This window comes from Streptomyces sp. NPDC127197, from assembly GCF_042672405.1.
GTDB lineage: Bacteria > Actinomycetota > Actinomycetes > Streptomycetales > Streptomycetaceae > Streptomyces > Streptomyces flavusporus.
The window spans coordinates 210109-230953 of the sequence record NZ_JBHXVG010000001.1; the positions used below are offsets into that span (position 1 = coordinate 210109).

The 20845-nt window shown below is 70.1% G+C and carries 18 protein-coding genes; 8 read left to right on the forward strand and 10 right to left on the reverse strand.

What is annotated here, in order from left to right; all coding sequences use genetic code 11:
* Positions 1–16: 16 nt before the first annotated feature.
* Positions 17–1438, reverse strand: coding sequence for a Fe-S cluster assembly protein SufB (gene sufB / locus ACFVJQ_RS01070; protein WP_385509176.1), 1422 nt, complete (start codon positions 1436–1438; stop codon positions 17–19).
* Positions 1435–2184: a helix-turn-helix transcriptional regulator gene (locus ACFVJQ_RS01075; RefSeq protein WP_385509177.1), complete on the reverse strand. Its 750-nt coding sequence runs from the start codon at positions 2182–2184 to the stop codon at positions 1435–1437. The genes sufB and ACFVJQ_RS01075 overlap by 4 nt, the downstream gene beginning before the upstream one ends.
* 219 nt (positions 2185–2403) lie before the next feature.
* On the opposite strand from ACFVJQ_RS01075, the gene ACFVJQ_RS01080 reads away from it, so the two are divergent.
* The 3 genes from ACFVJQ_RS01080 to ACFVJQ_RS01090 are packed head-to-tail and all read left to right on the forward strand — an operon-like array spanning position 2404 to position 5204.
* Positions 2404–3327 (forward strand): ABC transporter ATP-binding protein, encoded by a 924-nt coding sequence (locus tag ACFVJQ_RS01080; RefSeq protein WP_385509178.1) that lies wholly within the window; start codon positions 2404–2406, stop codon positions 3325–3327.
* Between the two features lie 59 nt (positions 3328–3386).
* Positions 3387–4103 (forward strand): ABC transporter permease, encoded by a 717-nt coding sequence (locus ACFVJQ_RS01085; protein WP_385509449.1) that lies wholly within the window; start codon positions 3387–3389, stop codon positions 4101–4103.
* Positions 4104–4136: 33 nt separating this feature from the next.
* Positions 4137–5204 carry a heme A synthase gene (locus ACFVJQ_RS01090; RefSeq protein WP_385509179.1) on the forward strand — a complete coding sequence of 356 codons (1068 nt, stop codon included), beginning with the start codon at positions 4137–4139 and terminating at the stop codon, positions 5202–5204.
* Here the strand turns inward: ACFVJQ_RS01090 and ACFVJQ_RS01095 are convergent.
* The 4 genes from ACFVJQ_RS01095 to ACFVJQ_RS01110 form a co-directional block, all read right to left on the reverse strand.
* Entirely contained in the window at positions 5159–5896 is a 738-nt protein-coding gene (locus ACFVJQ_RS01095; RefSeq protein ID WP_385779977.1) for a nucleotidyltransferase domain-containing protein, read from the reverse strand. The two genes, ACFVJQ_RS01090 and ACFVJQ_RS01095, sit on opposite strands and share 46 nt — an antisense overlap.
* Before the next feature lie 18 nt (positions 5897–5914).
* Complete coding sequence (locus tag ACFVJQ_RS01100) at positions 5915–7021, reverse strand: amidohydrolase family protein (RefSeq protein WP_385779980.1); 1107 nt, start codon at positions 7019–7021, stop codon at positions 5915–5917.
* Between the two features lie 96 nt (positions 7022–7117).
* Positions 7118–7438 carry a hypothetical protein gene (locus ACFVJQ_RS01105; RefSeq protein ID WP_385509182.1) on the reverse strand — a complete coding sequence of 107 codons (321 nt, stop codon included), beginning with the start codon at positions 7436–7438 and terminating at the stop codon, positions 7118–7120.
* A gap of 84 nt (positions 7439–7522) precedes the next feature.
* Positions 7523–8464 (reverse strand): heme o synthase, encoded by a 942-nt coding sequence (locus tag ACFVJQ_RS01110; RefSeq protein WP_224740155.1) that lies wholly within the window; start codon positions 8462–8464, stop codon positions 7523–7525.
* A gap of 378 nt (positions 8465–8842) precedes the next feature.
* Here ACFVJQ_RS01110 and tkt point away from each other — a divergent pair, with 378 nt between their 5' ends.
* The 5 genes from tkt to pgl are packed head-to-tail and all read left to right on the forward strand — an operon-like array spanning position 8843 to position 15452.
* On the forward strand, positions 8843–10930 hold the full coding sequence (tkt, locus tag ACFVJQ_RS01115; RefSeq protein WP_385779984.1) for a transketolase: 2088 nt from the start codon (positions 8843–8845) through the stop codon (positions 10928–10930).
* A 35-nt stretch (positions 10931–10965) separates the two neighbouring features.
* Positions 10966–12084 carry a transaldolase gene (tal, locus tag ACFVJQ_RS01120; RefSeq protein WP_385509184.1) on the forward strand — a complete coding sequence of 373 codons (1119 nt, stop codon included), beginning with the start codon at positions 10966–10968 and terminating at the stop codon, positions 12082–12084.
* Between the two features lie 4 nt (positions 12085–12088).
* Entirely contained in the window at positions 12089–13612 is a 1524-nt protein-coding gene (gene zwf / locus ACFVJQ_RS01125; RefSeq protein WP_385509185.1) for a glucose-6-phosphate dehydrogenase, read from the forward strand.
* The gene (gene opcA, locus ACFVJQ_RS01130; protein ID WP_385509186.1) at positions 13609–14673 is read left to right on the forward strand and encodes a glucose-6-phosphate dehydrogenase assembly protein OpcA; all 1065 of its coding nucleotides are present in this window, start codon (positions 13609–13611) and stop codon (positions 14671–14673) included. Before zwf ends, opcA begins: the two co-directional genes overlap by 4 nt.
* Positions 14670–15452 (forward strand): 6-phosphogluconolactonase, encoded by a 783-nt coding sequence (gene pgl, locus ACFVJQ_RS01135; RefSeq protein WP_385509187.1) that lies wholly within the window; start codon positions 14670–14672, stop codon positions 15450–15452. The genes opcA and pgl overlap by 4 nt, the downstream gene beginning before the upstream one ends.
* Positions 15453–15494: 42 nt before the next feature.
* Here the strand turns inward: pgl and ACFVJQ_RS01140 are convergent, their stop codons facing one another.
* Genes ACFVJQ_RS01140 through ACFVJQ_RS01155 form a run of 4 tightly spaced genes read right to left on the reverse strand, consistent with a single transcriptional unit; the run spans position 15495 to position 20696 of the window.
* Positions 15495–16334, reverse strand: a complete 840-nt coding sequence (locus ACFVJQ_RS01140) for a carbohydrate ABC transporter permease (RefSeq protein ID WP_385509188.1) — start codon at positions 16332–16334, stop codon at positions 15495–15497.
* Positions 16331–17689 (reverse strand): ABC transporter permease subunit, encoded by a 1359-nt coding sequence (locus ACFVJQ_RS01145; protein WP_385779988.1) that lies wholly within the window; start codon positions 17687–17689, stop codon positions 16331–16333. The genes ACFVJQ_RS01140 and ACFVJQ_RS01145 overlap by 4 nt, the downstream gene beginning before the upstream one ends.
* Before the next feature lie 4 nt (positions 17690–17693).
* Complete coding sequence (locus tag ACFVJQ_RS01150) at positions 17694–19019, reverse strand: ABC transporter substrate-binding protein (RefSeq protein ID WP_385779991.1); 1326 nt, start codon at positions 19017–19019, stop codon at positions 17694–17696.
* A gap of 39 nt (positions 19020–19058) precedes the next feature.
* Positions 19059–20696: a glycoside hydrolase family 13 protein gene (locus ACFVJQ_RS01155; RefSeq protein WP_385779993.1), complete on the reverse strand. Its 1638-nt coding sequence runs from the start codon at positions 20694–20696 to the stop codon at positions 19059–19061.
* Between the last annotated feature and the right edge of the window lie 149 nt (positions 20697–20845).

Here is a 20845-nt window from a genome sequence, read left to right on the forward strand (position 1 = left end):
CTTCTCAGAGGTACGGTCAGCCGACCGCACCTTCCATCTGCAGCTCGATCAGCCGGTTGAGCTCAAGGGCGTACTCCATGGGCAGCTCCTTGGCGATCGGCTCGACGAAGCCGCGCACGATCATCGCCATCGCCTCGTCCTCGGAGAGACCACGGCTCATCAGGTAGAAGAGCTGGTCCTCGGAGACCTTGGAGACGGTCGCCTCGTGACCCATGGACACGTCGTCCTCACGGACGTCCACGTACGGGTAGGTGTCGGACCGGGAGATCGTGTCGACGAGCAGAGCGTCGCACAGCACGTTGGACTTCGCGCCCGGGGCGCCCTCGCCGATCTCGATCAGACCGCGGTAGGACGTACGGCCGCCACCGCGTGCCACCGACTTGGAGACGATGTTGGACGAGGTGTTCGGCGCCATGTGGACCATCTTGGCGCCGGCGTCCTGGTGCTGGCCCTCGCCCGCGAAGGCGATGGACAGGGTCTCGCCCTTGGCGTGCTCGCCCATCAGGTAGACGGCCGGGTACTTCATCGTCACCTTGGAGCCGATGTTGCCGTCGATCCACTCCATGGTCGCGCCCTCGTAGGCGACGGCGCGCTTGGTGACCAGGTTGTAGACGTTGTTCGACCAGTTCTGGATGGTCGTGTAGCGGCAGCGGGCATTCTTCTTGACGATGATCTCGACGACCGCGGAGTGCAGCGAGTCCGACTTGTAGATCGGGGCGGTGCAGCCCTCGACGTAGTGCACGTAGGCACCCTCGTCGACGATGATCAGGGTCCGCTCGAACTGGCCCATGTTCTCGGTATTGATCCGGAAGTAGGCCTGGAGCGGGATCTCCACGTGCACGCCCGGCGGCACGTAGATGAAGGAACCGCCGGACCACACGGCGGTGTTCAGCGACGCGAACTTGTTGTCACCGGCCGGGATGACGGTCCCGAAGTACTCCTTGAAGAGCTCCGGGTGCTCCTTCAGCGCGGTGTCGGTGTCGAGGAAGATGACGCCCTGCTCCTCCAGGTCCTCGCGGATCTGGTGGTAGACGACCTCCGACTCGTACTGGGCCGCGACACCGGCCACGAGGCGCTGCTTCTCCGCCTCGGGGATGCCGAGCTTGTCGTACGTGTTCTTGATGTCCTCGGGCAGGTCCTCCCAGGACTCCGCCTGCTTCTCCGTGGACCGCACGAAGTACTTGATGTTGTCGAAGTCGATGCCCGACAGGTCCGATCCCCAGTTCGGCATGGGCTTCTTCTCGAAGAGCTTCAGGCCCTTGAGGCGGAGCTTGGTCATCCACTCCGGCTCGGACTTCTTCGAGGAGATGTCCCGGACGACGTCCTCATTGAGGCCGCGCTTCGCCGCAGCACCGGCCTCGTCGGAGTCGGCCCAGCCGTATTCGTACTTGCCCAGGCCCTCGAGTTCGGGGTGGGCAGTCTCCGTGGGGAGAGTCATGCGGGGTTCCTCCCGGCCGTGCTTGCAGATGCGTTCTGGGTGGTGGAAGTTTTCGGGGTCTTCGGAATGAAGGTGGTGCAGACACCGTCGCCATGCGCGATGGTGGCCAGCCGCTGTACGTGAGTACCGAGCAACTCGGCAAAAAATTCCGTCTCGGCCTCGCACAGTTGCGGAAACTGCTCGGCGGCATGGGCGACCGGGCAGTGGTGCTGGCACAACTGCTCGCCGGTGGGGGCGCTGCGCGCCGTAGCAGCGTACCCGTCCACGCTCAGGGCCTTGGCCAGCGCTTCCGTCCGCTCCTCGGGGGCGGCCGCCTCGACCGCCTTGCGGTACGCGCCTGCCTGGGCGGCGATCCGGGCGCGGGCGAAGGCGGCGACCGCCTCGCTGCCGCCCTCCCGCTCGGCGATCCAGCGCAGCGCGTCGACGGCGAGCTTGTCGTACGACTGGTCGAAGGCGTCCCGGCCGCAGTCGGTCAGGGCGAACACCTTGGCGGGCCGGCCGCGCGTCCGCGCCCCGTAGACCCGCTGCTCGCGCGCCTCGACGACATCGTCGGTGACCAGCGCGTCCAGATGCCGCCGTACGGCCGCCTGGGTGAGTCCGAGCCGTCCGGCGAGTTCGGCAACGGTCGACGGGCCGTGGTCCAGGATGGACCGCGCGACCCGGTTGCGCGTCGAGCGCTCCCCGGTCGCGAGCTCCTCCTGAGGGGCCCCCGTGGGGGTCACCCGAGCCTCGCCGACGTTTTTCACAACGCCATTGTTGCGTAATTCCTCAGAGCGTGACAAGCGGCGTCCGGACCGGCGGCTGGTGCGCTGCGTCACTTAGGCATACCTAAGCCGACCTGGGGAAACGATCTTTGATCGATCATTCTGACTGGTCGGAGGCCTGTTCATGGCCCGTCGTGAGAACGGCCGGTTTCCGCCACCCGCCCGCCTGAGGGACCGGGCCCCTACCTAGACTCTGGACCCATGCGAAGTGAGCCCGTGCTCCAGGTCCAGGCCTTGGTGAAGCGGTACGGCGACAAGACCGCGGTGAACGGCCTCGACCTGGTGGCCGGGGCGGGCGTCACCGCCGTTCTCGGACCCAACGGCGCCGGCAAGACGACCACCGTCGAGATGTGCGAGGGATACCGCAGGCCGGACTCCGGCACCGTGCGCGTCCTGGGTCTCGACCCGGCGCGGCAGACCCGCGAGCTGCACCCGCGGATCGGCGTGATGCTCCAGTCCGGCGGCGTCTACTCCGGCGCCCGCGCGGACGAGATGCTCCGCCACGTGGCCCGGCTGCACGCGCACCCGCTGGACGTGGACGCGCTGATCGAACGCCTCGGCCTCGGCAGCTGCGGCCGGACCTCCTACCGTCGCCTCTCCGGCGGCCAGCAGCAGCGGCTCGCACTGGCGATGGCCGTGGTCGGGCGCCCGGAACTGGTGTTCCTGGACGAGCCGACCGCCGGCCTCGACCCGCAGGCCCGCCACGCCACCTGGGATCTCGTACGGGACCTGAAGGAGGACGGCGTCTCCGTGATCCTCACGACCCACTACATGGACGAGGCCGAGCAGCTCGCGGACGACGTCGCGATCATCGACGGGGGCAGGGTCATCGCCCAGGGCTCCCCCGAGGAGCTGTGCCGCGGGGGCGCCGAGAACACCCTGCGCTTCACCGGCCGCCCCGGCCTCGACGTCGGCTCGCTGCTCAAGGCGCTCCCCGCGGACTGTGCGGCCGCCGAGCTGACGCCGGGCTCGTACCGGGTGGCCGGCAAGGTCGATCCCCAACTGCTGGCGACGGTGACCTCGTGGTGCGCACAGCACGGGGTGATGCCGGACCGGATCTCGGTGGAACGGCACACCCTGGAGGACGTCTTCTTGGAGCTGACCGGCAAGGAGCTGCGCTCGTGACGATCACGGCCGACAAGGGCACCTACGCGCCGAAGCCCGGCGCCGCCCCGCTCTCTCGCATGATCACGGCGCAGGCGGCGCTGGAGACGAGGATGCTGCTGCGCAACGGCGAGCAGCTGCTGCTGACGGTGATCATCCCGACGCTGCTGCTCGTCCTGTTCAGTGCGGTCGACATCGTCGACACCGGTGCCGGCGAGGCCGTCGACTTCGTCGCCCCCGGCATCCTGGCGCTCGCCGTGATGTCGACGGCGTTCACGGGCCAGGCCATCGCGACGGGCTTCGAACGCCGCTACGGCGTGCTCAAGCGACTCGCCTCCTCGCCGCTGCCGCGCTGGGGACTGATGACGGCCAAGACGGCGTCGGTCCTGGTCACCGAGGTCCTCCAGGTGCTCCTGGTGACGGTGATCGCCTTTGCGCTGGGCTGGTCGCCGCACGGCAACCCCCTTGCCGTGCTCCTCCTGCTGATCGTCGGCACGGCGGCCTTCTCGGGCCTCGGCCTGCTGATGGCCGGAACCCTGAAGGCGGAGGCCACGCTGGCCGCCGCGAACCTGGTCTTCCTGCTGCTGCTCGTCGGCGGCGGGGTGATCGTCCCGCTGGACAAGTTCCCGGACGCCGCGCAGAGCGTGCTGGGCCTGCTGCCCATCTCGGCGCTGTCGGACGGCCTGCGGGACGTGCTCCAGCACGGGGCCGGGATGCCCTGGGGCGATCTCGGGATCCTCGCCGCATGGGCGGTCGTGGGCCTGGCGGCGGCGGGGAAGTTCTTCCGCTGGGAGTGAGGGACGAGCCTCCCCCGGACCCCTCGTGAAAGCATGCACAAGCCCCCGCCTACGATGGTCGGCGTGCCAAACGTGACCCGCGCCGACGCAGCAGCAGCCGTGCGCAACCCCCTCGCTTTCATCGCCGCACGCTGGACCCCGACACCCCGGACGGTTCAGCGGGCGGCCCTCGCCGCGCTCGTCATGTCGGTGGTCATCGTGGTCACCGGCGGCGCAGTACGGCTGACCGGCTCGGGCCTCGGCTGCCCGACCTGGCCCAAGTGCACCGCCGACTCCCTGACCGCCACCCGGGAGATGGGCCTGCACGGCGTCATCGAGTTCGGCAACCGCCTGCTCGCCTACGTGCTGTGCGCCGCGGTCGGCTGGGCGATCATCGCCGCGCGCTCCGAGAAGCCCCGTCGGCGCAGCCTGGTCCGGCTGGGCTGGGCGCAGTTCTGGCTCGTCATGGGCAATGCAGTGCTCGGTGGCATCGTCGTGCTCGTGGGCCTCAACCCGTACACGGTCGCGGCCCACTTCCTCCTGTCGTCGGTCCTGATCGCGGTCGCCACGGTGATGTGGCGGCGCACCCGGGAGGGCGACGAGGCGCCGCGTCAGCTGGTCGGCAAGGTCGTGCAGCAACTGGTGTGGGTCCTGGTCGGCGTCACCGCCGCGCTGATCGCGGTCGGCACGGTGGTCACCGGCACGGGTCCGCACGCGGGCGACTCCAGCGAGGTGCCGCGCATGGACCTGCCGATGGGCATGACCTGGGAGGACGTCAGCAAGGTGCACGCCGTCCTGGCCTGGGTCGTGGTGACGCTGACCTTCGCCCTGTGGTTCGTCCTCAAGGCGGTCGACGCCCCCAGGGGTCCGCTGAACCGCACGCGCGACCTGTTCCTGATCCTGCTCGCCCAGGGCGCCATCGGCTACGTCCAGTACTTCACGGACCTCCCCGAGGTGCTGGTCGGCGCGCACATGTTCGGCTCGTGCCTGGTGTGGATCGGCGCGGTGCTCGTGCTGCTGTCGCTGCGTGAACGCGGGCCGCTCGCCCAGACCGACGACGTTTCGGCCCCGGCGACTCAGGCGTACGCCGCCACCAGCGCGTCGATGGCCGGCCCCAGGTAGCTCCTGGTCAGCTCGCCCCGCCGGGCCGTCCACTGCTCGGCGGGCGGGGCGGGATCCCCGTAGCGCCGCCGACGGATGTCCTCGACCACCTCGACGGGCGCCCCGAGAGCGGGCAGCACCTCCAGGGCCTCCCGCTTGGAGATCAGACGGCCCTCCCGCAGGGTGACGCTCGCGCGGGCGAAGGTCGTCAGGCCCACGTCCACCCAGGCGTCCTGCGTCCACGGCCGCGTCTTGCGCACCACCGGCCGCCAAAACTCCCGCTGGTCGCGTACGACGAAGTCGTTGAGCTCCCGGTCCGACACGGGTGGCAGCAGGCCCGCCGGCGGCGCCCCGTGCAGAACCCGGCCGAAAGTGTGCAGTTCGCGGCGGGTGACGGGAGTGACCGGCCGGCGCATCAACCGACGGTGGGCCCAGGTCAGATACGGTCGCCCGGAGTCGTCGAGGGCGTCGGGCGTGAGATAGCTGCAGTGCAGCTTGGCGGCGAGCGGCTCGGCATGCAGTCGGTTGTGCAGCACCGCCACCCGCCACACGGCGCTCGGTGTCAACGGCCCCGGCACCACCGCGATCAGGTCGAGGTCACTGCGGCCCTCCTGGTAGTCGCCACCGGCGAGCGAGCCGTGCGCCCAGACGGCGACGGGGGCGAGAGCCCCGAGCTCGGTGAGAAAACGGTCGAGTAACGCAGCGGTCGGCATGCGCCCAGTGTGTACACCTCACTCCAGCCCGTACACCCTGCGCGCGTTCCCCGCCGCGATCAGCCCGGCGACCCGCTGTGCGTCCTCCAGCGACCAGGCGCCCTCGGCCACCCAGCTGCCCAGCACCCGTCCCAGGGCCTCCCGGAACAGGCGCGCTCCCACCACGTGCAGTTCGGGGAGCCCCTGGGCGCCGCTGGAGAAGAGGATCTTGCCGAAGGGGGCCAGCTCCAGGATCTCGGCCAGGACGGTCGCGGCCCGGGCGCCGGTGCGCACCAGGGCCGCGCCCGAGTCGGCGTAGACGTGCGGGAAGACGCCGGCGAGGTGGGCGGCGTGGCGGTGGTACGGGTAGCCGTGCAGCAGGACCAGGTCGGTGCCCAGGCCCGCCGTCGCCCGCACGAAGTCGGTGAGCAGCACCGGATCCGTACGGTCGATGCGCAGTCCCGGCTCACCGAGCCCCGCGTGCAGTTGGAGGGGCCGGCCGGAGGCGACCGCGATCCACAGCAGGTGCCGTAGCAGCACCGGGTCGCTCAGCTCCCCGCCCACCCGGCGTGCGGCCAGCCAGCGGCCCGCCGCGCCCCGTACCTCGCCCGGCCCCGGCGGCTCGGGCGCGAGCGCGAGGCCGTGCCGCACGCCCGCCACGGACGTGAAGGCGACGGCGTTCGCGGCGGCCCCGTGCACCGACTCGGCGAGGTTGGCGAGGAACGACTCGACGGTGCCGGAGGTGTCGGCGACCTGCTCGGCCAGCAGCTCCAGGCGGACGATCTCACGCGCCTCGGCGGTCGAGGCGGAGGCCATCTCGGCGGGGCCGGTGAGGTCGCCGGGCAGTCCGGTGTCGACCAGGTATGTAGTGATTCCGCTGCCGCGCAGCAGACGCCGGACCGTATCCGGTACGCCGAGTTCGCGACGCCGGGCGAGATAGCGGGCGGGCGGGCAGTGCGGCTCCAGGCCGAGCAGCGGGGGGCACCATCTCCGTACGGCGAAGCCGGTCTGGGTGTCGAAGAGGGTGGTGCCGGGGGCGGGTGGGCCCTCGGTGCGGGACAGCTGGGCCTCGAAGGTGCCGAGGCCCAGCTCTGTTGTCAGGACGCCGTGGCAGTACTGGTCCACCAGGGACGGCGTTTCGATCATCCGGGCTCCCCGTGGCTCGTGCGGTTACGAGTCCTAACGGGTGAACCGGGGGTGAGGTGTTGCGTTCGGGTGCCTGTTCGGCCGCGGGCCCGTAGTTCAGCCGCCCACCTGGATGCCGGCCATGCGCTTCCACTCGTACGAGCCTGTCTTCACCTTCGCCGCGAACTCGCCGTCGAAAGCCTCGTGGACCGTGATCCCCGACTTCTGGACCGCCCGCTCCGCGATCGCGTACGTCGGCGCCACCAGGTCGCCCCAGCCGCCGTCCTCGCCCACCAGGACGATACGGGCGCCGCGGTCGCCGATGTACGCGACCTGGCCCTCGGCGCCGCCGTGGGCCTTGGCGAAGGCGTTGATCTGCTTGGCGAGGCGGGCCACCTTGCGCTCGGCCTTCGCGTCAACCTGCTGCGTGTCTCCCATGGCCAGGATGCTACCGACGAGTAGATCAAACGGCGACGGGCGGGGTGCGTGGCCTTGACCACGCACCCCGCCCGTCAACGAGTGCTATCGCAGGAAGGGATCCACCGCCACCGCCACGAACAGCAGTGACACATAGGTGATGGACCAGTGGAACAGACGCATCTCCTTGAGCTTGGCGCCCGTGACCTCGGCTTGGGCGCGCGCCTGCAGCGCGTGGGCCTCCCACAGCCACCAGCCGCCCGTCACCAGGGCCACCACCGTGTAGAACCAGCCGGTATAGCCGAGCGGCTGCAGGAGCAGGGACGCACCGACCATCACCCAGCTGTAGAGGACGATCTGCCGGGCGACCACCTTGTTCGAGACGACGACCGGAAGCATCGGCACGCCCACGCGCGCGTAGTCGTCCTTCACCTTCATCGACAGCGGCCAGTAGTGCGGCGGCGTCCAGAAGAAGATGACGAGGAAGAGGATGGCGGCGGCGTACGACAGGGAGTTCGTGACCGACGACCAGCCGATGAGGACGGGCATGCAGCCCGCGATGCCGCCCCACACGATGTTCTGCGACGTACGCCGCTTCAGGATCATCGTGTAGACGACGACGTAGAACAGCAGGGCGCCCAGCGACAGCCACGCGGACAGCCAGTTGACGAGCAGTCCGAACCAGAGCGTGGAGACGACGGCGAGGGTGATGCCGAAGACGAGGCCCTCTCGCGGGGAGACCATGCCGGTGACCAACGGCCGCTGCGAGGTGCGGTCCATGAGCGCGTCGATGTCACGGTCGATGTACATGTTCAGCGCGTTGGCGCCGCCCGCGGACAGATAGCCGCCGATGCAGGTCGCGAGTACCAGCCAGAGGTCCGGCACACCCTGCTCGGCAAGGAACATCACCGGGACCGTGGTGATGAGCAGAAGCTCGATGATCCGCGGCTTGGTCAGCGCCACGAACGCCTTCACACGGGCCCCGAACGGCCGGTGGGTCGGGCTCGTCCCGGTTACTCCCGCAGGACGGGATTCAACGGCCGTCACGCACACCCCTGACAGAGACATCCCAGCAAGCCTCCCCGTGTGAAGTCCCGGTAAAGGCTCGCGCGTACCACGCCACTGTAGACGTTGCCCATACCGCGGCCTTCGCGGGGGTGGGTCGTGTTGGGCGGCGTGCTCAGGGGTGCATGTCGGGGGCCGATTGAGCAGTCGGATGAGCGGCTCCGTATTCATTTGCCGAATGCGGAATGGCCCGGTCGGGGGGCGGATCCCCGCGACTCCCGGCAGTCTGGAATGACGCGAGAAAACGCACGTTCTTACGGGGGTAGGCTCGACAACGGCCGGTGGGCGCGATGTACACCGGCAGCCGGTGTACGTCCAGGTCACCGGCCTTCGACATGTGGAGAGGAGCCCTGACCCAGGGTGAGCACCAAGCCGACCACCACAGACCTCGAGTGGACCGAGCTGGACCAGCGGGCCGTCGACACGGCCCGTGTCCTGGCCGCCGATGCCGTACAGAAGGTCGGCAACGGCCATCCGGGTACGGCGATGAGCCTCGCGCCGGCCGCTTACACCCTCTTCCAGAAGGTGATGCGGCACGACCCGGCGGACGCCGACTGGGTTGCGCGGGACCGTTTCGTGCTGTCCGCCGGCCACTCGTCCCTGACCCTCTACACCCAGCTGTACCTGGCCGGCTTCGGCCTGGAGCTGGACGATCTGAAGGCCTTCAGGACGTGGGGGTCGAAGACCCCGGGCCACCCCGAGTACGGCCACACCAAGGGCGTCGAGACCACCACCGGCCCGCTCGGCCAGGGTGTCGCCAACGCGGTGGGCATGGCGATGGCCGCCCGCTACGAGCGCGGTCTGTTCGACCCGGACGCCCCGCAGGGCGCGTCCCCGTTCGACCACTTCATCTACTGCATCGCCGGTGACGGCTGCCTCCAGGAGGGCATCTCCGCCGAGGCCTCCTCCCTCGCGGGCCACCAGAAGCTCGGCAACCTGATCCTGCTGTGGGACGACAACCACATCTCGATCGAGGGCGACACGGAGACAGCGGTCTCCGAGGACACCGTCAAGCGGTACGAGGCCTACGGCTGGCACGTCCAGCGCGTTGCTCCGAAGCCGGACGGCGACCTCGACCCGCACGCCCTCTACAACGCGATCGAGGAGGCCAAGAAGGTCACGGACCGGCCGTCCTTCATCGCGATGCGCTCGATCATCGCCTGGCCCGCCCCGAACGCGCAGAACACCGAGGCCGCCCACGGCTCGGCGCTCGGCGACGAGGAGGTCGCGGCCACCAAGCGCGTCCTCGGCTTCGATCCGGAGCAGTCCTTCGAGGTGTCCGACGAGGTCCTCGGCCACACCCGCAAGGCCGTCGACCGCGGGCGTCAGGCCAAGGCCGAGTGGGAGAAGTCCTTCCAGGAGTGGCGCAACAACAATCCCGAGCGCGCCGCCGAGTTCGACCGCATCAGCAAGGGCGAGCTGCCCACCGGCTGGGAGGAGAAGCTCCCGGTCTTCGAGCCCGGCAAGGGCGTCGCCACGCGTGCCGCGTCCGGCAAGGTGCTGCAGGCGCTCGGTCCGGTCATCCCCGAGCTGTGGGGCGGCTCCGCCGACCTGGCCGGCTCGAACAACACCACGATCGACAAGACGTCGTCGTTCCTCCCGGCGGACAACCCGCTGCCGGAGGCCCACCCGTACGGCCGGACCGTCCACTTCGGCATCCGCGAGCACTCGATGGCCGCCGAGATGAACGGCATCGCGCTGCACGGCCACACCCGTATCTACGGCGGCACGTTCCTGGTGTTCTCCGACTACATGCGCAACGCCGTGCGTCTGTCCGCGCTGATGCACCTGCCGGTGACGTACGTGTGGACGCACGACTCCATCGGGCTCGGCGAGGACGGCCCGACCCACCAGCCGGTCGAGCACCTGGCCTCGCTGCGTGCGATCCCGGGTCTGAACGTGGTCCGCCCGGCGGACGCCAACGAGACGGCGGTCGCCTGGCGCGAGATCCTCAGGCGCTACACCAAGGAGTTCGGCAAGGGCGCCCCGCACGGCCTCGCGCTCACCCGCCAGGGCGTGCCGACGTACGAGCCGAACGACGATGCGGCGAAGGGCGGTTACGTCCTGTTCGAGGCCGAGGGCGGCGAGCCCGAGGTCATCCTGATCGCGACCGGTTCCGAGGTGCACGTCGCCGTCGGGGCACGCGAGCAGCTCCAGGCCGACGGCGTGCCCACGCGGGTGGTGTCCATGCCGTCCGTGGAGTGGTTCGAGGAGCAGGACCAGGGGTACCGGGACAGCGTCCTGCCGCCGTCCGTGAAGGCCCGGGTCGCGGTCGAGGCCGGTATCGGTCTCACCTGGCACAAGTACGTCGGGGACGCCGGTCGCATCGTTTCCCTGGAGCACTTCGGTGCGTCGGCCGACGGCAAGGTCCTTTTCCGCGAGTTCGGCTTCACTGCCGAGAACGTGGCCGCGGCGGCCCGGGAATCGATCGCCGCCACCCAGCGCTGACGCTCGTATAACGACACGTAGGAGATGCAATTTCCATGACAGACGCACTGAAGCGCCTCTCCGATGAAGGCGTCGCGATCTGGCTGGACGACCTGTCGCGCAAGCGGATCACGTCCGGCAACCTCGCCGAGCTGATCGACCAGCAGCACGTCGTGGGCGTCACCACCAACCCGACGATCTTCCAGAAGGCGATCAGCAGCGGCGACGGCTACGAGCAGCAGCTCGAGGACCTCGCCGCCCGCAAGGTCACCGTCGACGAGGCCGTCCGCATGATCACCACGGCGGACGTCCGGGACGCCGCGGACATCCTGCACCCGGTGTTCGAGGCGACCGGCGGCAAGGACGGCCGGGTGTCGATCGAGGTCGACCCGCGTCTCGCCCACAACACCAAGGCGACGGTCGCCGAGGCCAGGCAGCTGGCCTGGCTGGTGGACCGGCCGAACACCCTGATCAAGATCCCGGCCACCAAGGCGGGCCTGCCGGCGATCACCGAGACGATCGGCAACGGCATCAGCGTCAACGTCACGCTGATCTTCTCGCTGGAGCGCTACCGCGAGGTCATGGACGCCTACCTCTCCGGCCTGGAGAAGGCCAAGGAGAAGGGCCTCGACCTCTCCCTGATCCACTCGGTGGCGTCCTTCTTCGTGTCCCGGGTGGACACCGAGATCGACAAGCGGATCGACGCGCTCGGCACGCCCGAGGCCAAGGCGCTGCGCGGCAAGGCCGCCGTCGCCAACGCGCGGCTCGCCTACCAGGCGTACGAGGAGGTCTTCGGCTCGGACCGCTGGAGCGCGCTGGAGAGCGCGGGCGCGAACAAGCAGCGTCCGCTGTGGGCGTCGACCGGTGTGAAGGACAAGGCGTACAAGGACACCATGTACGTCGACGACCTGGTCGCGCCGAACACCGTGAACACCATGCCGGAGGCCACCCTGCTGGCCACCGAGGACCACGGTGAGATCACCGGCAACACCGTCGCCGGTACCTACGAGCAGGCCCGCGCCGATCTGGACGCGGTCGAGCGGCTCGGAATCAAGTACGACGACGTCGTCCAGCTGCTGGAGGACGAGGGCGTCGAGAAGTTCGAGGCGTCCTGGAACGACCTGCTGGCGTCGACCGAGGCCGAACTCAAGCGCCTCGCCCCTTCGGAGGGCTGAAACCTTGTCGAGCAGCAACCCGCTGCGTGACCCCGCAGACCGACGGCTCCCGCGTATCGCGGGGCCGTCGGGCCTGGTCATTTTTGGCGTCACGGGCGATTTGTCACGAAAGAAGCTGATGCCCGCGGTGTACGACCTCGCCAACCGGGGTCTGCTGCCGCCGGGCTTCTCGCTGGTCGGGTTCGCCCGCCGCGAGTGGCAGAACGAGGACTTCGCGCAGGAGGTCCACGACGCAGTCAAGGAGCACGCCCGGACGCCGTTCCGCGAGGAGGTCTGGCAGCAGCTCATCCAGGGCATGCGCTTCGTCCAGGGCACCTTCGACGACGACGACGCCTTCGACCGGCTGCGCGGCACGATCGAGGAGCTGGACAAGGCGCAGGGCACGGGCGGCAACTTCGCCTTCTATCTGTCGGTGCCGCCGCGGTCCTTCCCGGTGGTCATCCAGCAGCTGAAGAAGCACGGTCTTGCCGACCAGCGGGGCGGCTCCTGGCGGCGCGCGGTCATCGAGAAGCCCTTCGGCCACGACCTGAAGTCGGCCGAGGAGCTCAACAAGGTCGTGCACGAGGTCTTCGCCCCGGACCAGGTCTTCCGCATCGACCACTACCTGGGCAAGGAGACCGTCCAGAACATCCTGGCGCTGCGCTTCGCCAACACGATGTTCGAGCCGATCTGGAACCGGTCCTTCGTCGACCATGTGCAGATCACGATGGCCGAGGACATCGGCATCGGCGGCCGGGCCGGCTACTACGACGGCATCGGCGCCGCCCGTGACGTCATCCAGAACCACCTGCTCCAGCTGATGGCGCTGACCGCGATGGAGGAGCCCGCCTCCTTCGACGCGGACGCGCTGGCAGCGGAGAAGACCAAGGTGCTCGGCGCCGTGCGGCTGCCGAAGGACCTGGGCCGCGACACCGTCCGCGGTCAGTACGCGGCCGGCTGGCAGGGCGGCGCGAAGGTCATCGGCTATCTCGACGAGGACGGCATCGACGCCCAGTCGAAGACCGACACCTATGCCGCGATCAAGCTCGAGATCGACAACCGCCGCTGGGCGGGCGTCCCCTTCTATCTGCGCACCGGCAAGCGCCTCGGCCGCCGCGTGACGGAGATCGCGGTCGTCTTCCAGCGCGCCCCGCACTCCCCCTTCGACACGACGGCCACCGAGGAGCTGGGCCAGAACGCGATCGTCATCCGCGTCCAGCCCGACGAGGGCGTCACCGTCCGCTTCGGTTCCAAGGTGCCCGGCACCTCGATGGAGATCCGGGACGTCTCCATGGACTTCGCATACGGCGAGTCCTTCACGGAGTCCAGCCCGGAGGCGTACGAGCGGCTCATCCTGGACGTCCTGCTCGGCGACTCGAACCTCTTCCCGCGCACCGAGGAGGTCGAGCTGTCCTGGAAGATCCTCGACCCGATCGAGGAGTACTGGGACGGCAACGGCAAGCCCGCGCAGTACCCGGCGGGAACGTGGGGTCCCGTCGAGGCGGACGACATGCTCGAACGAGACGGACGGAGCTGGCGCCGGCCATGAAGATAGACCTCACCGACACCACCGCCAGCAAGATCAACAAGGCGCTGGTGCAGGGCCGCCGCGCCATCGGCACACCCGCCGTCGGCATGGTCCTCACCCTGGTCATCGTCACCGACGAGGAGAACGCCTACGACGCCCTGAAGGCCGCGAACGACGCCTCGCACGAGCACCCCTCGCGCACCCTCGTCGTCATCAGGCGCGTCTCGCGCTCGCCGCGCGACCGCACGAAGTCCCGCCTGGACGCCGAGGTCCGGGTGGGCGCCGACGCGGGCACCGGCGAGACGGTCGTGCTGCGGCTGTACGGCGACGTGGCCGACCACGCCCAGTCGGTCGTCCTGCCGCTGCTGCTGCCCGACGCCCCCGTGGTCGTCTGGTGGCCGGTGAACGCGCCCCTCGACCCGGCGCAGGACCCCCTCGGTGCGCTGGCCCAGCGCCGGGTCACCGACTCGTACGCCGCCGAGCAGCCGGTGCGGGACCTGGCCGCCCGCGCCAAGACCTACACCCCCGGCGACACGGACCTGTCGTGGACCCGCATCACGCCCTGGCGCTCGATGCTGGCCGCCGCCCTGGACCAGGTGGACTGCCAGGTCAAGGGCGTCGAGGTGGAGGGTGAGGAGTTCAACCCGAGCTGTGAGCTGCTGGCGATGTGGCTCGCGGACCGGCTGGACGTCCCCGTCAAGCGCTCGCTGTCCTCCGGCCCCGGTCTCACGGCGGTCCGTATGGACACCGACTGCGGTGCGATCATGCTCGACCGCGCGGACGGCTCCCTGGCGACCCTGTCCATCCAGGGACAGCCGGACCGTGCGGTGGCGCTCAAACGCCGGGAGACGGCCGAGCTGATCGCGGAGGAGCTGCGGCGGCTGGACCCGGACGACACCTACGCGTCGGCGCTGCGGTACGGCGTGGACCGGCTGAACCCGTCGAACGGCAAGGCCGCGGAGGCCGGGCCGCCGGCCAAAGGAGAAGCAGTCGCGGTCCCGGCTCCCGTCGAGACGGCTGCGAAAGCTCCCGCGAAGGACGCGGCGGCGCCGGCACCGGTGAAGAAGGCGGCGGCGAAGTGAACACTCCCCAACTCGTGGTCCACCACGACAAGGAGCTGATGGCGCAGGCCGCCGCGGCCCGGCTGATCACGAAGATCGTGGACGCCCAGGCCTCGCGCGGCAGTGCGTCCGTCGTGCTGACCGGCGGCCGCAACGGCAACGGCCTGCTGGCCGCGCTGGCCGCCGCGCCCGCCCGGGACGCCATCGACTGGGGCCGCCTGGACCTCTGGTGGGGCGACGAGCGCTTCCTTCCCGAGGGCGACCCCGGCCGCAATGTCACCCAGGCCCGCGAGGCTCTCCTCGACTCCGTCCCGCTGGACCCGAAGCGCGTGCACGCCATGCCCGCGTCGGACGGCCCGTACGGCTCGGACGTGGACGCCGCCGCAGCCGCCTACGCCGAGGAACTGGCCCGCGCGGCAGGCCCCGAGAACCACGGCGCGGTCCCCACCTTCGACGTCCTGATGCTGGGCGTCGGCCCGGACACCCACGTGGCCTCGCTGTTCCCGGAACTCCCCGCCGTACGGGAGACGGACCGCACGGTCGTCGGCGTCCACGGCGCCCCCAAGCCTCCGCCGACCCGCGTCACCCTCACGCTCCCCGCCATCCGAGCGGCGCGTGAGGTCTGGCTGCTGGCAGCCGGCGAGGACAAGGCCAATGCCGCGGCGATCGCCCTCTCGGGCGCCGGCGAGATCCAGGCCCCGGCCGCCGGCGCATACGGCCGCGCCCGCACCCTGTGGCTGCTGGACTCGGCGGCGGCAGCCCAGCTGCCGAGGTCGCTGTATCCGCCGGCGTCACCGTGACGGACGGGGCGGCACGGGGTTCCGGCCCCTGCCGCCCCTCCTCTACTTCACCGATCCCGCCATCACCCCCTGCACAAAGTGCCGCTGGAAGGCGAAGAACACCGCCACCGGCACGATCAGCGACACGAAGGCGCCCGGCGCCAGTACGTCGATGTTGCTGCCGAACTGCCGGATCTGTGACTGGAGTTCGACGGTCAGCGGCTGCGAGGAGCTGTCCGCGAACAGCAGGGCCACCAGCATGTCGTTCCAGACCCACAGGAACTGGAAGATGGCCAGGCTGGCGATGGCGGGCCGGCCCACCGGCAGGATGAGGCGGGTGAAGATGCGCCACTCGCTGCCGCCGTCCATGCGTGCCGCCTCCAGCATCTCCTTCGGTATCTCGGCGAAGTAGTTGCGCAGCAGGAACACCGCGAACGGCAGACCGTAGGCCACGTGGAAGAGCACCACACCCGGGATCGTGCCGAACAGCCCCAGCTGGCCGAAGAGTTTGGCCACCGGCAGCAGGCCGATCTGCACCGGCACCACCAGCAGCGCGACCACCAGCAGGAAGAGCGGCTCGCGGCCGGGGAAGTCCAGCCAGGCGAAGGCGTATCCGGCGAGTGCCGCGATGACGACGACCAGCGCCGTGGCCGGGACCGAGATCAGTACCGTGTTCCAGAACGCCTGTGTGATCCCGGCGTTCTCCAGCAGCGCGGAGTAGTTGTCGAAGGACAGCCGGCCGGGGCTGGTGAACACCGTCCACCAGCCGCCCTTCGCCGTGTCCTCGGCGGACCGCAGCGACGACAGGAACAGCCCCGCCAGCGGGGTGAGCCAGATCAGGCCCACCACCACTAGGAAGGCCTGGACCAGGCTGTTGCCCAGGCCCCGTCGGACGGCGTTCATCGCTGACTCCTTCGGAAACGGCGGACGTTGAAGACCATCGCGGGGATCACCAGGAGCAGGAGCAGCACACCGAGCGCACTGCCGAGCCCCTGGTCGTTGCCCCCGCCGAAGGACACCAGCCACATCTGCGTCGCCAGGACGGTCGCGTCCTCCTGCACCGGGCCGGGCGCGATGATGTAGACGAGGTCGAAGACCTTCATCACGTTGATCACGAGGGTCACGAACACCACGGTCAGCACCGGCGCGAGCAGCGGCACCGTGATCTTCCGGAAGATCTGCCACTCGTTGGCGCCGTCCATCCGCGCCGCCTCCAGCGCGTCCCGGGGCAGCGTCGACAGTCCCGCACCGATCAGCACCATCGCGAAGCCGGTCCAGATCCACAGATACGCGCCGATGATCGCGGGCGTCACCAGCGCCGGCCCCAGCCAGGAGACGCCTTCGTACGGCGGGGCGAAGTTCGAGGCGGGCAGCCGCACCGTGTACGAGCCCGCCTCCAGCCCCTCGAAGCGGAAGGAGCCGTCGGACGCGGTGGTCGTCGTGCCGACCGTCCTCCCGTCGCGCACCGCTTCGACGGTCATCTCCGGCAGCCCGCTCTCCCGCCGGTCGACCCTGCCCTGCTCCCCTCCGCCGCCGGGCGTGAAGTCCAGGTACACGACTCCGCGCAGCTCACCGGGGGCGGCCTTGCGTTCGGCCGCCGGGTACGCGGGCCCAGCACCGCCGGGCAGGTCGCTGGGCAGCACGCCGACCAGGCCGAGCGCCACCGTGTCCCCCGGCGACACGCCCGCGGTCGTCCGGTACGCCCCGCCCGCCTCCTTGGTCATGCCCTGGCCGTCACGCGCCCGGGCCGTCGGATAGGACGACGTGCCCTGGAAGGCATCGTGGACGCCGACCACGGCGGCGTTCAGGACACCCTTGTCCGGGTCCTCGTCGTAGGCGAGCCGGAAGATGATGCCCGCGGCGAGGAAGGACACCGCCATCGGCATGAACAGCAGCAGCTTGAACGCCGTCGCCCAGCGGACCTTCTCCACCAGGACGGCCAGGATCAGCCCCAGCCCGGTCAGCAGCGTCGGCGCCACCACGACCCAGATCGCCGTGTTGCGTACGGCCTTGAGCGTCGCCGGGTCGCGGAACATCTCGGTGTAGTTGTCGCCACCGACGAACTGTGTCCCGGAGGCGTCGAAGAAGCTGCGGCCGATGGAGAACAGCACGGGGTACACGACCAGGGCGCCCAGCAGGAGCAGCGCGGGGAAGACGAACAGCAGGGCGACGATCCGCCCCCGACGCCGCGGGCGCCGGCCGCTTCCGGCACCGGCGGCGGCCGGGGGGCTCGCCTCTTTCACGAGCGTTGCGGTCATGGCGTCAGTTCCCGTACGCCTTGGCCGCCGCGTCCTCCAGCTCGGCGGCGGTGCCCTTCGGGTCCGAGGGGTCGCGCAGGAAGTCCTGCAGGATCTTCCACTCGCCCGCACCCTTGGTGCCGCCGAAGGCCGCCGGCGCCTGGTCGGACATGTCGAAGCGGACCGAGTCGCCCGCGCCGACCAGGGACTCGGCGGTGGCCCGGGTGACGTCGTCGCCGTAGGAGGCGAGGTCGAGCTTCTTGTTCGGGGAGAGGAAGCCGCCCGCCTCGGCCCACACGGCCGCGGCCTCGGGGGTCGCGAGGTACTCCAGGAGCTTCATGCCGGCCTCGGCGTTCTTGCCGTCCTTCAGGACGACGGCCGCGTCGCCGCCGCTGACGACCGGCGCCGTGCCGCCGTCGACCGCCGGGAACGGGAAGAAGTTCGCGTCCTCGCCGATGCTCTTGCCGAACTGGTCCTTGGCGACCCCGGCGACGAAGTCGCCCTCGTAGACCATGCCGGCCTCGGGCTTCGGCCCGAACACCTTCTCCACCGAGCCCGGGAAGTCGGTGTTGAGGGCCCCCTTCTGCCCGCCGGCCACCAGCTGCTTGTCCTTGAACAGCTTGCCGAGCGTGGTGAGCGCCTCGACCACGGTCGGGTCGGTCCACTTCAGCTCGTGCGCGGCGAGGGCGTCGTACTTCTCGGGTCCGGCCTGGGAGAGGTAGATGTTCTCGAACCAGTCGGTGAGCGTCCAGCCGTCCTGCCCGGCGACCGAGAAGGCGGCGAGCCCGGAGTCGGAGACGGTCTGCCCGGCCTCCAGCATCTCCTCGTACGTCTTCGGCGGCTCGACCCCGGCCTGGGCGAGGGCGTCGGGGCTGTACCAGACGGTCGACTTGTGGGCGGCCTTGAAGTACAGGCCGTACAGCGTGCCGTCGACGCTGCCGTACGTCTTCCAGACATCGGCGTAGTTGGCGTCGACGGACTGCTGTGCGGTCTTGGACAGCGGCTTGAGCCAGTCCTCCTTCGCGAACTGCTGGAGCACGCCGACCTGCGGGACCATCACGACGTCGGGGGCGTTGCCGCCCTCGATCTTGCTGCCGACGACGGTGGAGACGTTGTCCCCGGTGGAGACGAACTGGGTCTTGGCTCCGGTCTTCTCGCTGAAGGCGTCGAGCACCTTCTGGAAGTTCTCCTGTTCGCTGCCGGACCAGACGCCGGCCACGGTGACCGTCTGGCCGCTGAGGGCCTTGTCGCCGCCGCCGGCCGTGACCGGGCCGCCGCCGCAGGCGGTCGCGCCGAGCGCCAGGACGAGGGCGGTGCAGCTGGTGAGCAGGGTGGTACGTCGTCGCATCATCGTTGATGTCCCTTCGGGTTATGGGGAGTTGACGGAATATCAGAGGTCGCTGATCCACCAGGCGGCCGTCGACCCGGGCAGCACCCCGGCCGGGCAGGGGCCGCTGGACAGCAGCGGGGTGCCGGAGACCGGCGCGGGCACGGGCGCGGTGCCGAAGTTGACGGCGCAGACCAGGTCGTCGCCGCGGACGAAGGCCAGGACACCGGGCGGGGTGTCCAGCCAGCGCAGCGAGCCCTCGCCCAACTGGGGCAGAGAGGCGCGCAGTTGGAGGCCGTCGCGGTACAGGTGCCAGAAGGAGCGGGTGTCGGCGAGGGCGCGGTCGGTGGCGTGCTCGGCGAACCACTCCGGCTGCGGCAGCCACGGCTTGGCGCCCTCGACCCCGGAGGTGAAGCCGAACGGCGAGGCCTGTCCCGACCACGGCAGCGGCACCCGGCAGCCGTCGCGGATCCGGGCCCGGCTGCCGGTGCGGCGGAAGATCGGGTCGGTGAGCACGTCGTCGGGCAGATCGACGACCTCGGGCAGGCCCAGCTCCTCGCCCTGGTAGATGTACGCGGCTCCGGGCAGCGCCAGCATGAGCAGCGCGGCGGCGCGGGCGCGGGCGGCGCCGAGTCCGCTGCCCTCGGTTGCGGGTTCGCCGTAGCGGGTGACGGTGCGGACCTGGTCGTGGTTGTTGAGGACCCAGGTGACCGTCGAGCCCGTGCCGGCTATGTCCTGCATGGCCTCGGAGACGACCTTGCGGAAGGCGTCGGCGTCCCAGGGGGCGCTGAGCAGGTCGAAGAAGAAGGCCTGGTGGAGCTCGTCGGCGCGGACGTACCGGGCGTGCTCGCGGGCGGTGGGCACGGACACCTCGCCGACCAGCAGGCGCTCGCGGCCGTCGCGGGCGGTGTAGTCCTCGCATATCGCGCGCCAGTGCCGCCACACCTCGTGCACCTCGGGCTGGTTCCAGGCCAGCGGGTTGACCGAGTCGCGGGTGCGGGCGTCGGCCTCGGGGTCCGGGGAGTCGGGCAGCTCCGGGTGCTTGAAGAGCCCGGCGGCGACGTCGATACGGAAGCCGTCGACGCCCCGGTCCAGCCAGAAGCGCAGGATCCTCTCGAACTCGGCGGGGACCTCGGGGTCGCGCCAGTTCCAGTCCGGCTGCTCGGGCGTGAACATGTGCAGGTACCACTGGCCGGGCCGCCCGTCCGCCTCCGTCACCCGGCTCCAGGCCGGTCCGCCGAACATGGCGTGCCAGTTGTTGGGCGGCTCTGAGCCGTCGGGACCACGGCCGTCGGCGAAGTGGAAGCGGGCGCGGGCCGCGCTGCCCGGCCCGGCGGCAAGCGCCTCGCGGAACCAGGGGTGCTCGCTGGAGCAGTGGTTGGGCACGATGTCCAGCAGCACCCTGACGCCGAGCCGCCGGGCGGCCTTCACCAGCAGGTCGAACTCGGCGAGGTCGCCGAAGGTCGGGTCGACGTCGCAGTAGTCGGCCACGTCGTAGCCGTGGTCGTGCTGCGGCGAGGGATAGAAGGGGCTGAGCCAGATCCCGTCGACGCCGAGCTTCTTCAGGTACGGCAGCCCGGCCCGGACGCCGGCGAGATCGCCGATGCCGTCGCCGGTGCTGTCCAGGAAGCTGCGGACGTACACCTGGTAGATCACTGCGTCGCGCCACCAGTGGCGGGCTTCTGTGCGGTGGAGACTCACCCCGTTGACCTGTCTGTGCGAGCTGACGGTTATGCATGCATGTTAAGTAGACGTGTCGCGAGGGTGTCAACGAACGGGCAGAAAGCTACTGGGATGTTGGGCGATGAAATCTCGACTTATCCGGGCATTGAGAGCGCAGATGAGATGTC

What these genes read in the sequence shown, in the direction of transcription:
- sufB (WP_385509176.1), bottom strand. Translation starts at nt 1,438, where the DNA reads ATGACTCTCCCCACGGAGACTGCCCACCCCGAACTCGAGGGCCTGGGC.
- ACFVJQ_RS01080 (WP_385509178.1), top strand. Translation starts at nt 2,404, where the DNA reads ATGCGAAGTGAGCCCGTGCTCCAGGTCCAGGCCTTGGTGAAGCGGTAC.
- ACFVJQ_RS01085 (WP_385509449.1), top strand. Translation starts at nt 3,387, where the DNA reads ATGATCACGGCGCAGGCGGCGCTGGAGACGAGGATGCTGCTGCGCAAC.
- ACFVJQ_RS01090 (WP_385509179.1), top strand. Translation starts at nt 4,137, where the DNA reads ATGCACAAGCCCCCGCCTACGATGGTCGGCGTGCCAAACGTGACCCGC.
- ACFVJQ_RS01095 (WP_385779977.1), bottom strand. Translation starts at nt 5,896, where the DNA reads ATGCCGACCGCTGCGTTACTCGACCGTTTTCTCACCGAGCTCGGGGCT.
- ACFVJQ_RS01100 (WP_385779980.1), bottom strand. Translation starts at nt 7,021, where the DNA reads ATGATCGAAACGCCGTCCCTGGTGGACCAGTACTGCCACGGCGTCCTG.
- ACFVJQ_RS01105 (WP_385509182.1), bottom strand. Translation starts at nt 7,438, where the DNA reads ATGGGAGACACGCAGCAGGTTGACGCGAAGGCCGAGCGCAAGGTGGCC.
- tal (WP_385509184.1), top strand. Translation starts at nt 10,966, where the DNA reads ATGACAGACGCACTGAAGCGCCTCTCCGATGAAGGCGTCGCGATCTGG.
- opcA (WP_385509186.1), top strand. Translation starts at nt 13,609, where the DNA reads ATGAAGATAGACCTCACCGACACCACCGCCAGCAAGATCAACAAGGCG.
- ACFVJQ_RS01140 (WP_385509188.1), bottom strand. Translation starts at nt 16,334, where the DNA reads ATGAACGCCGTCCGACGGGGCCTGGGCAACAGCCTGGTCCAGGCCTTC.
- ACFVJQ_RS01145 (WP_385779988.1), bottom strand. Translation starts at nt 17,689, where the DNA reads ATGACCGCAACGCTCGTGAAAGAGGCGAGCCCCCCGGCCGCCGCCGGT.
- ACFVJQ_RS01150 (WP_385779991.1), bottom strand. Translation starts at nt 19,019, where the DNA reads ATGATGCGACGACGTACCACCCTGCTCACCAGCTGCACCGCCCTCGTC.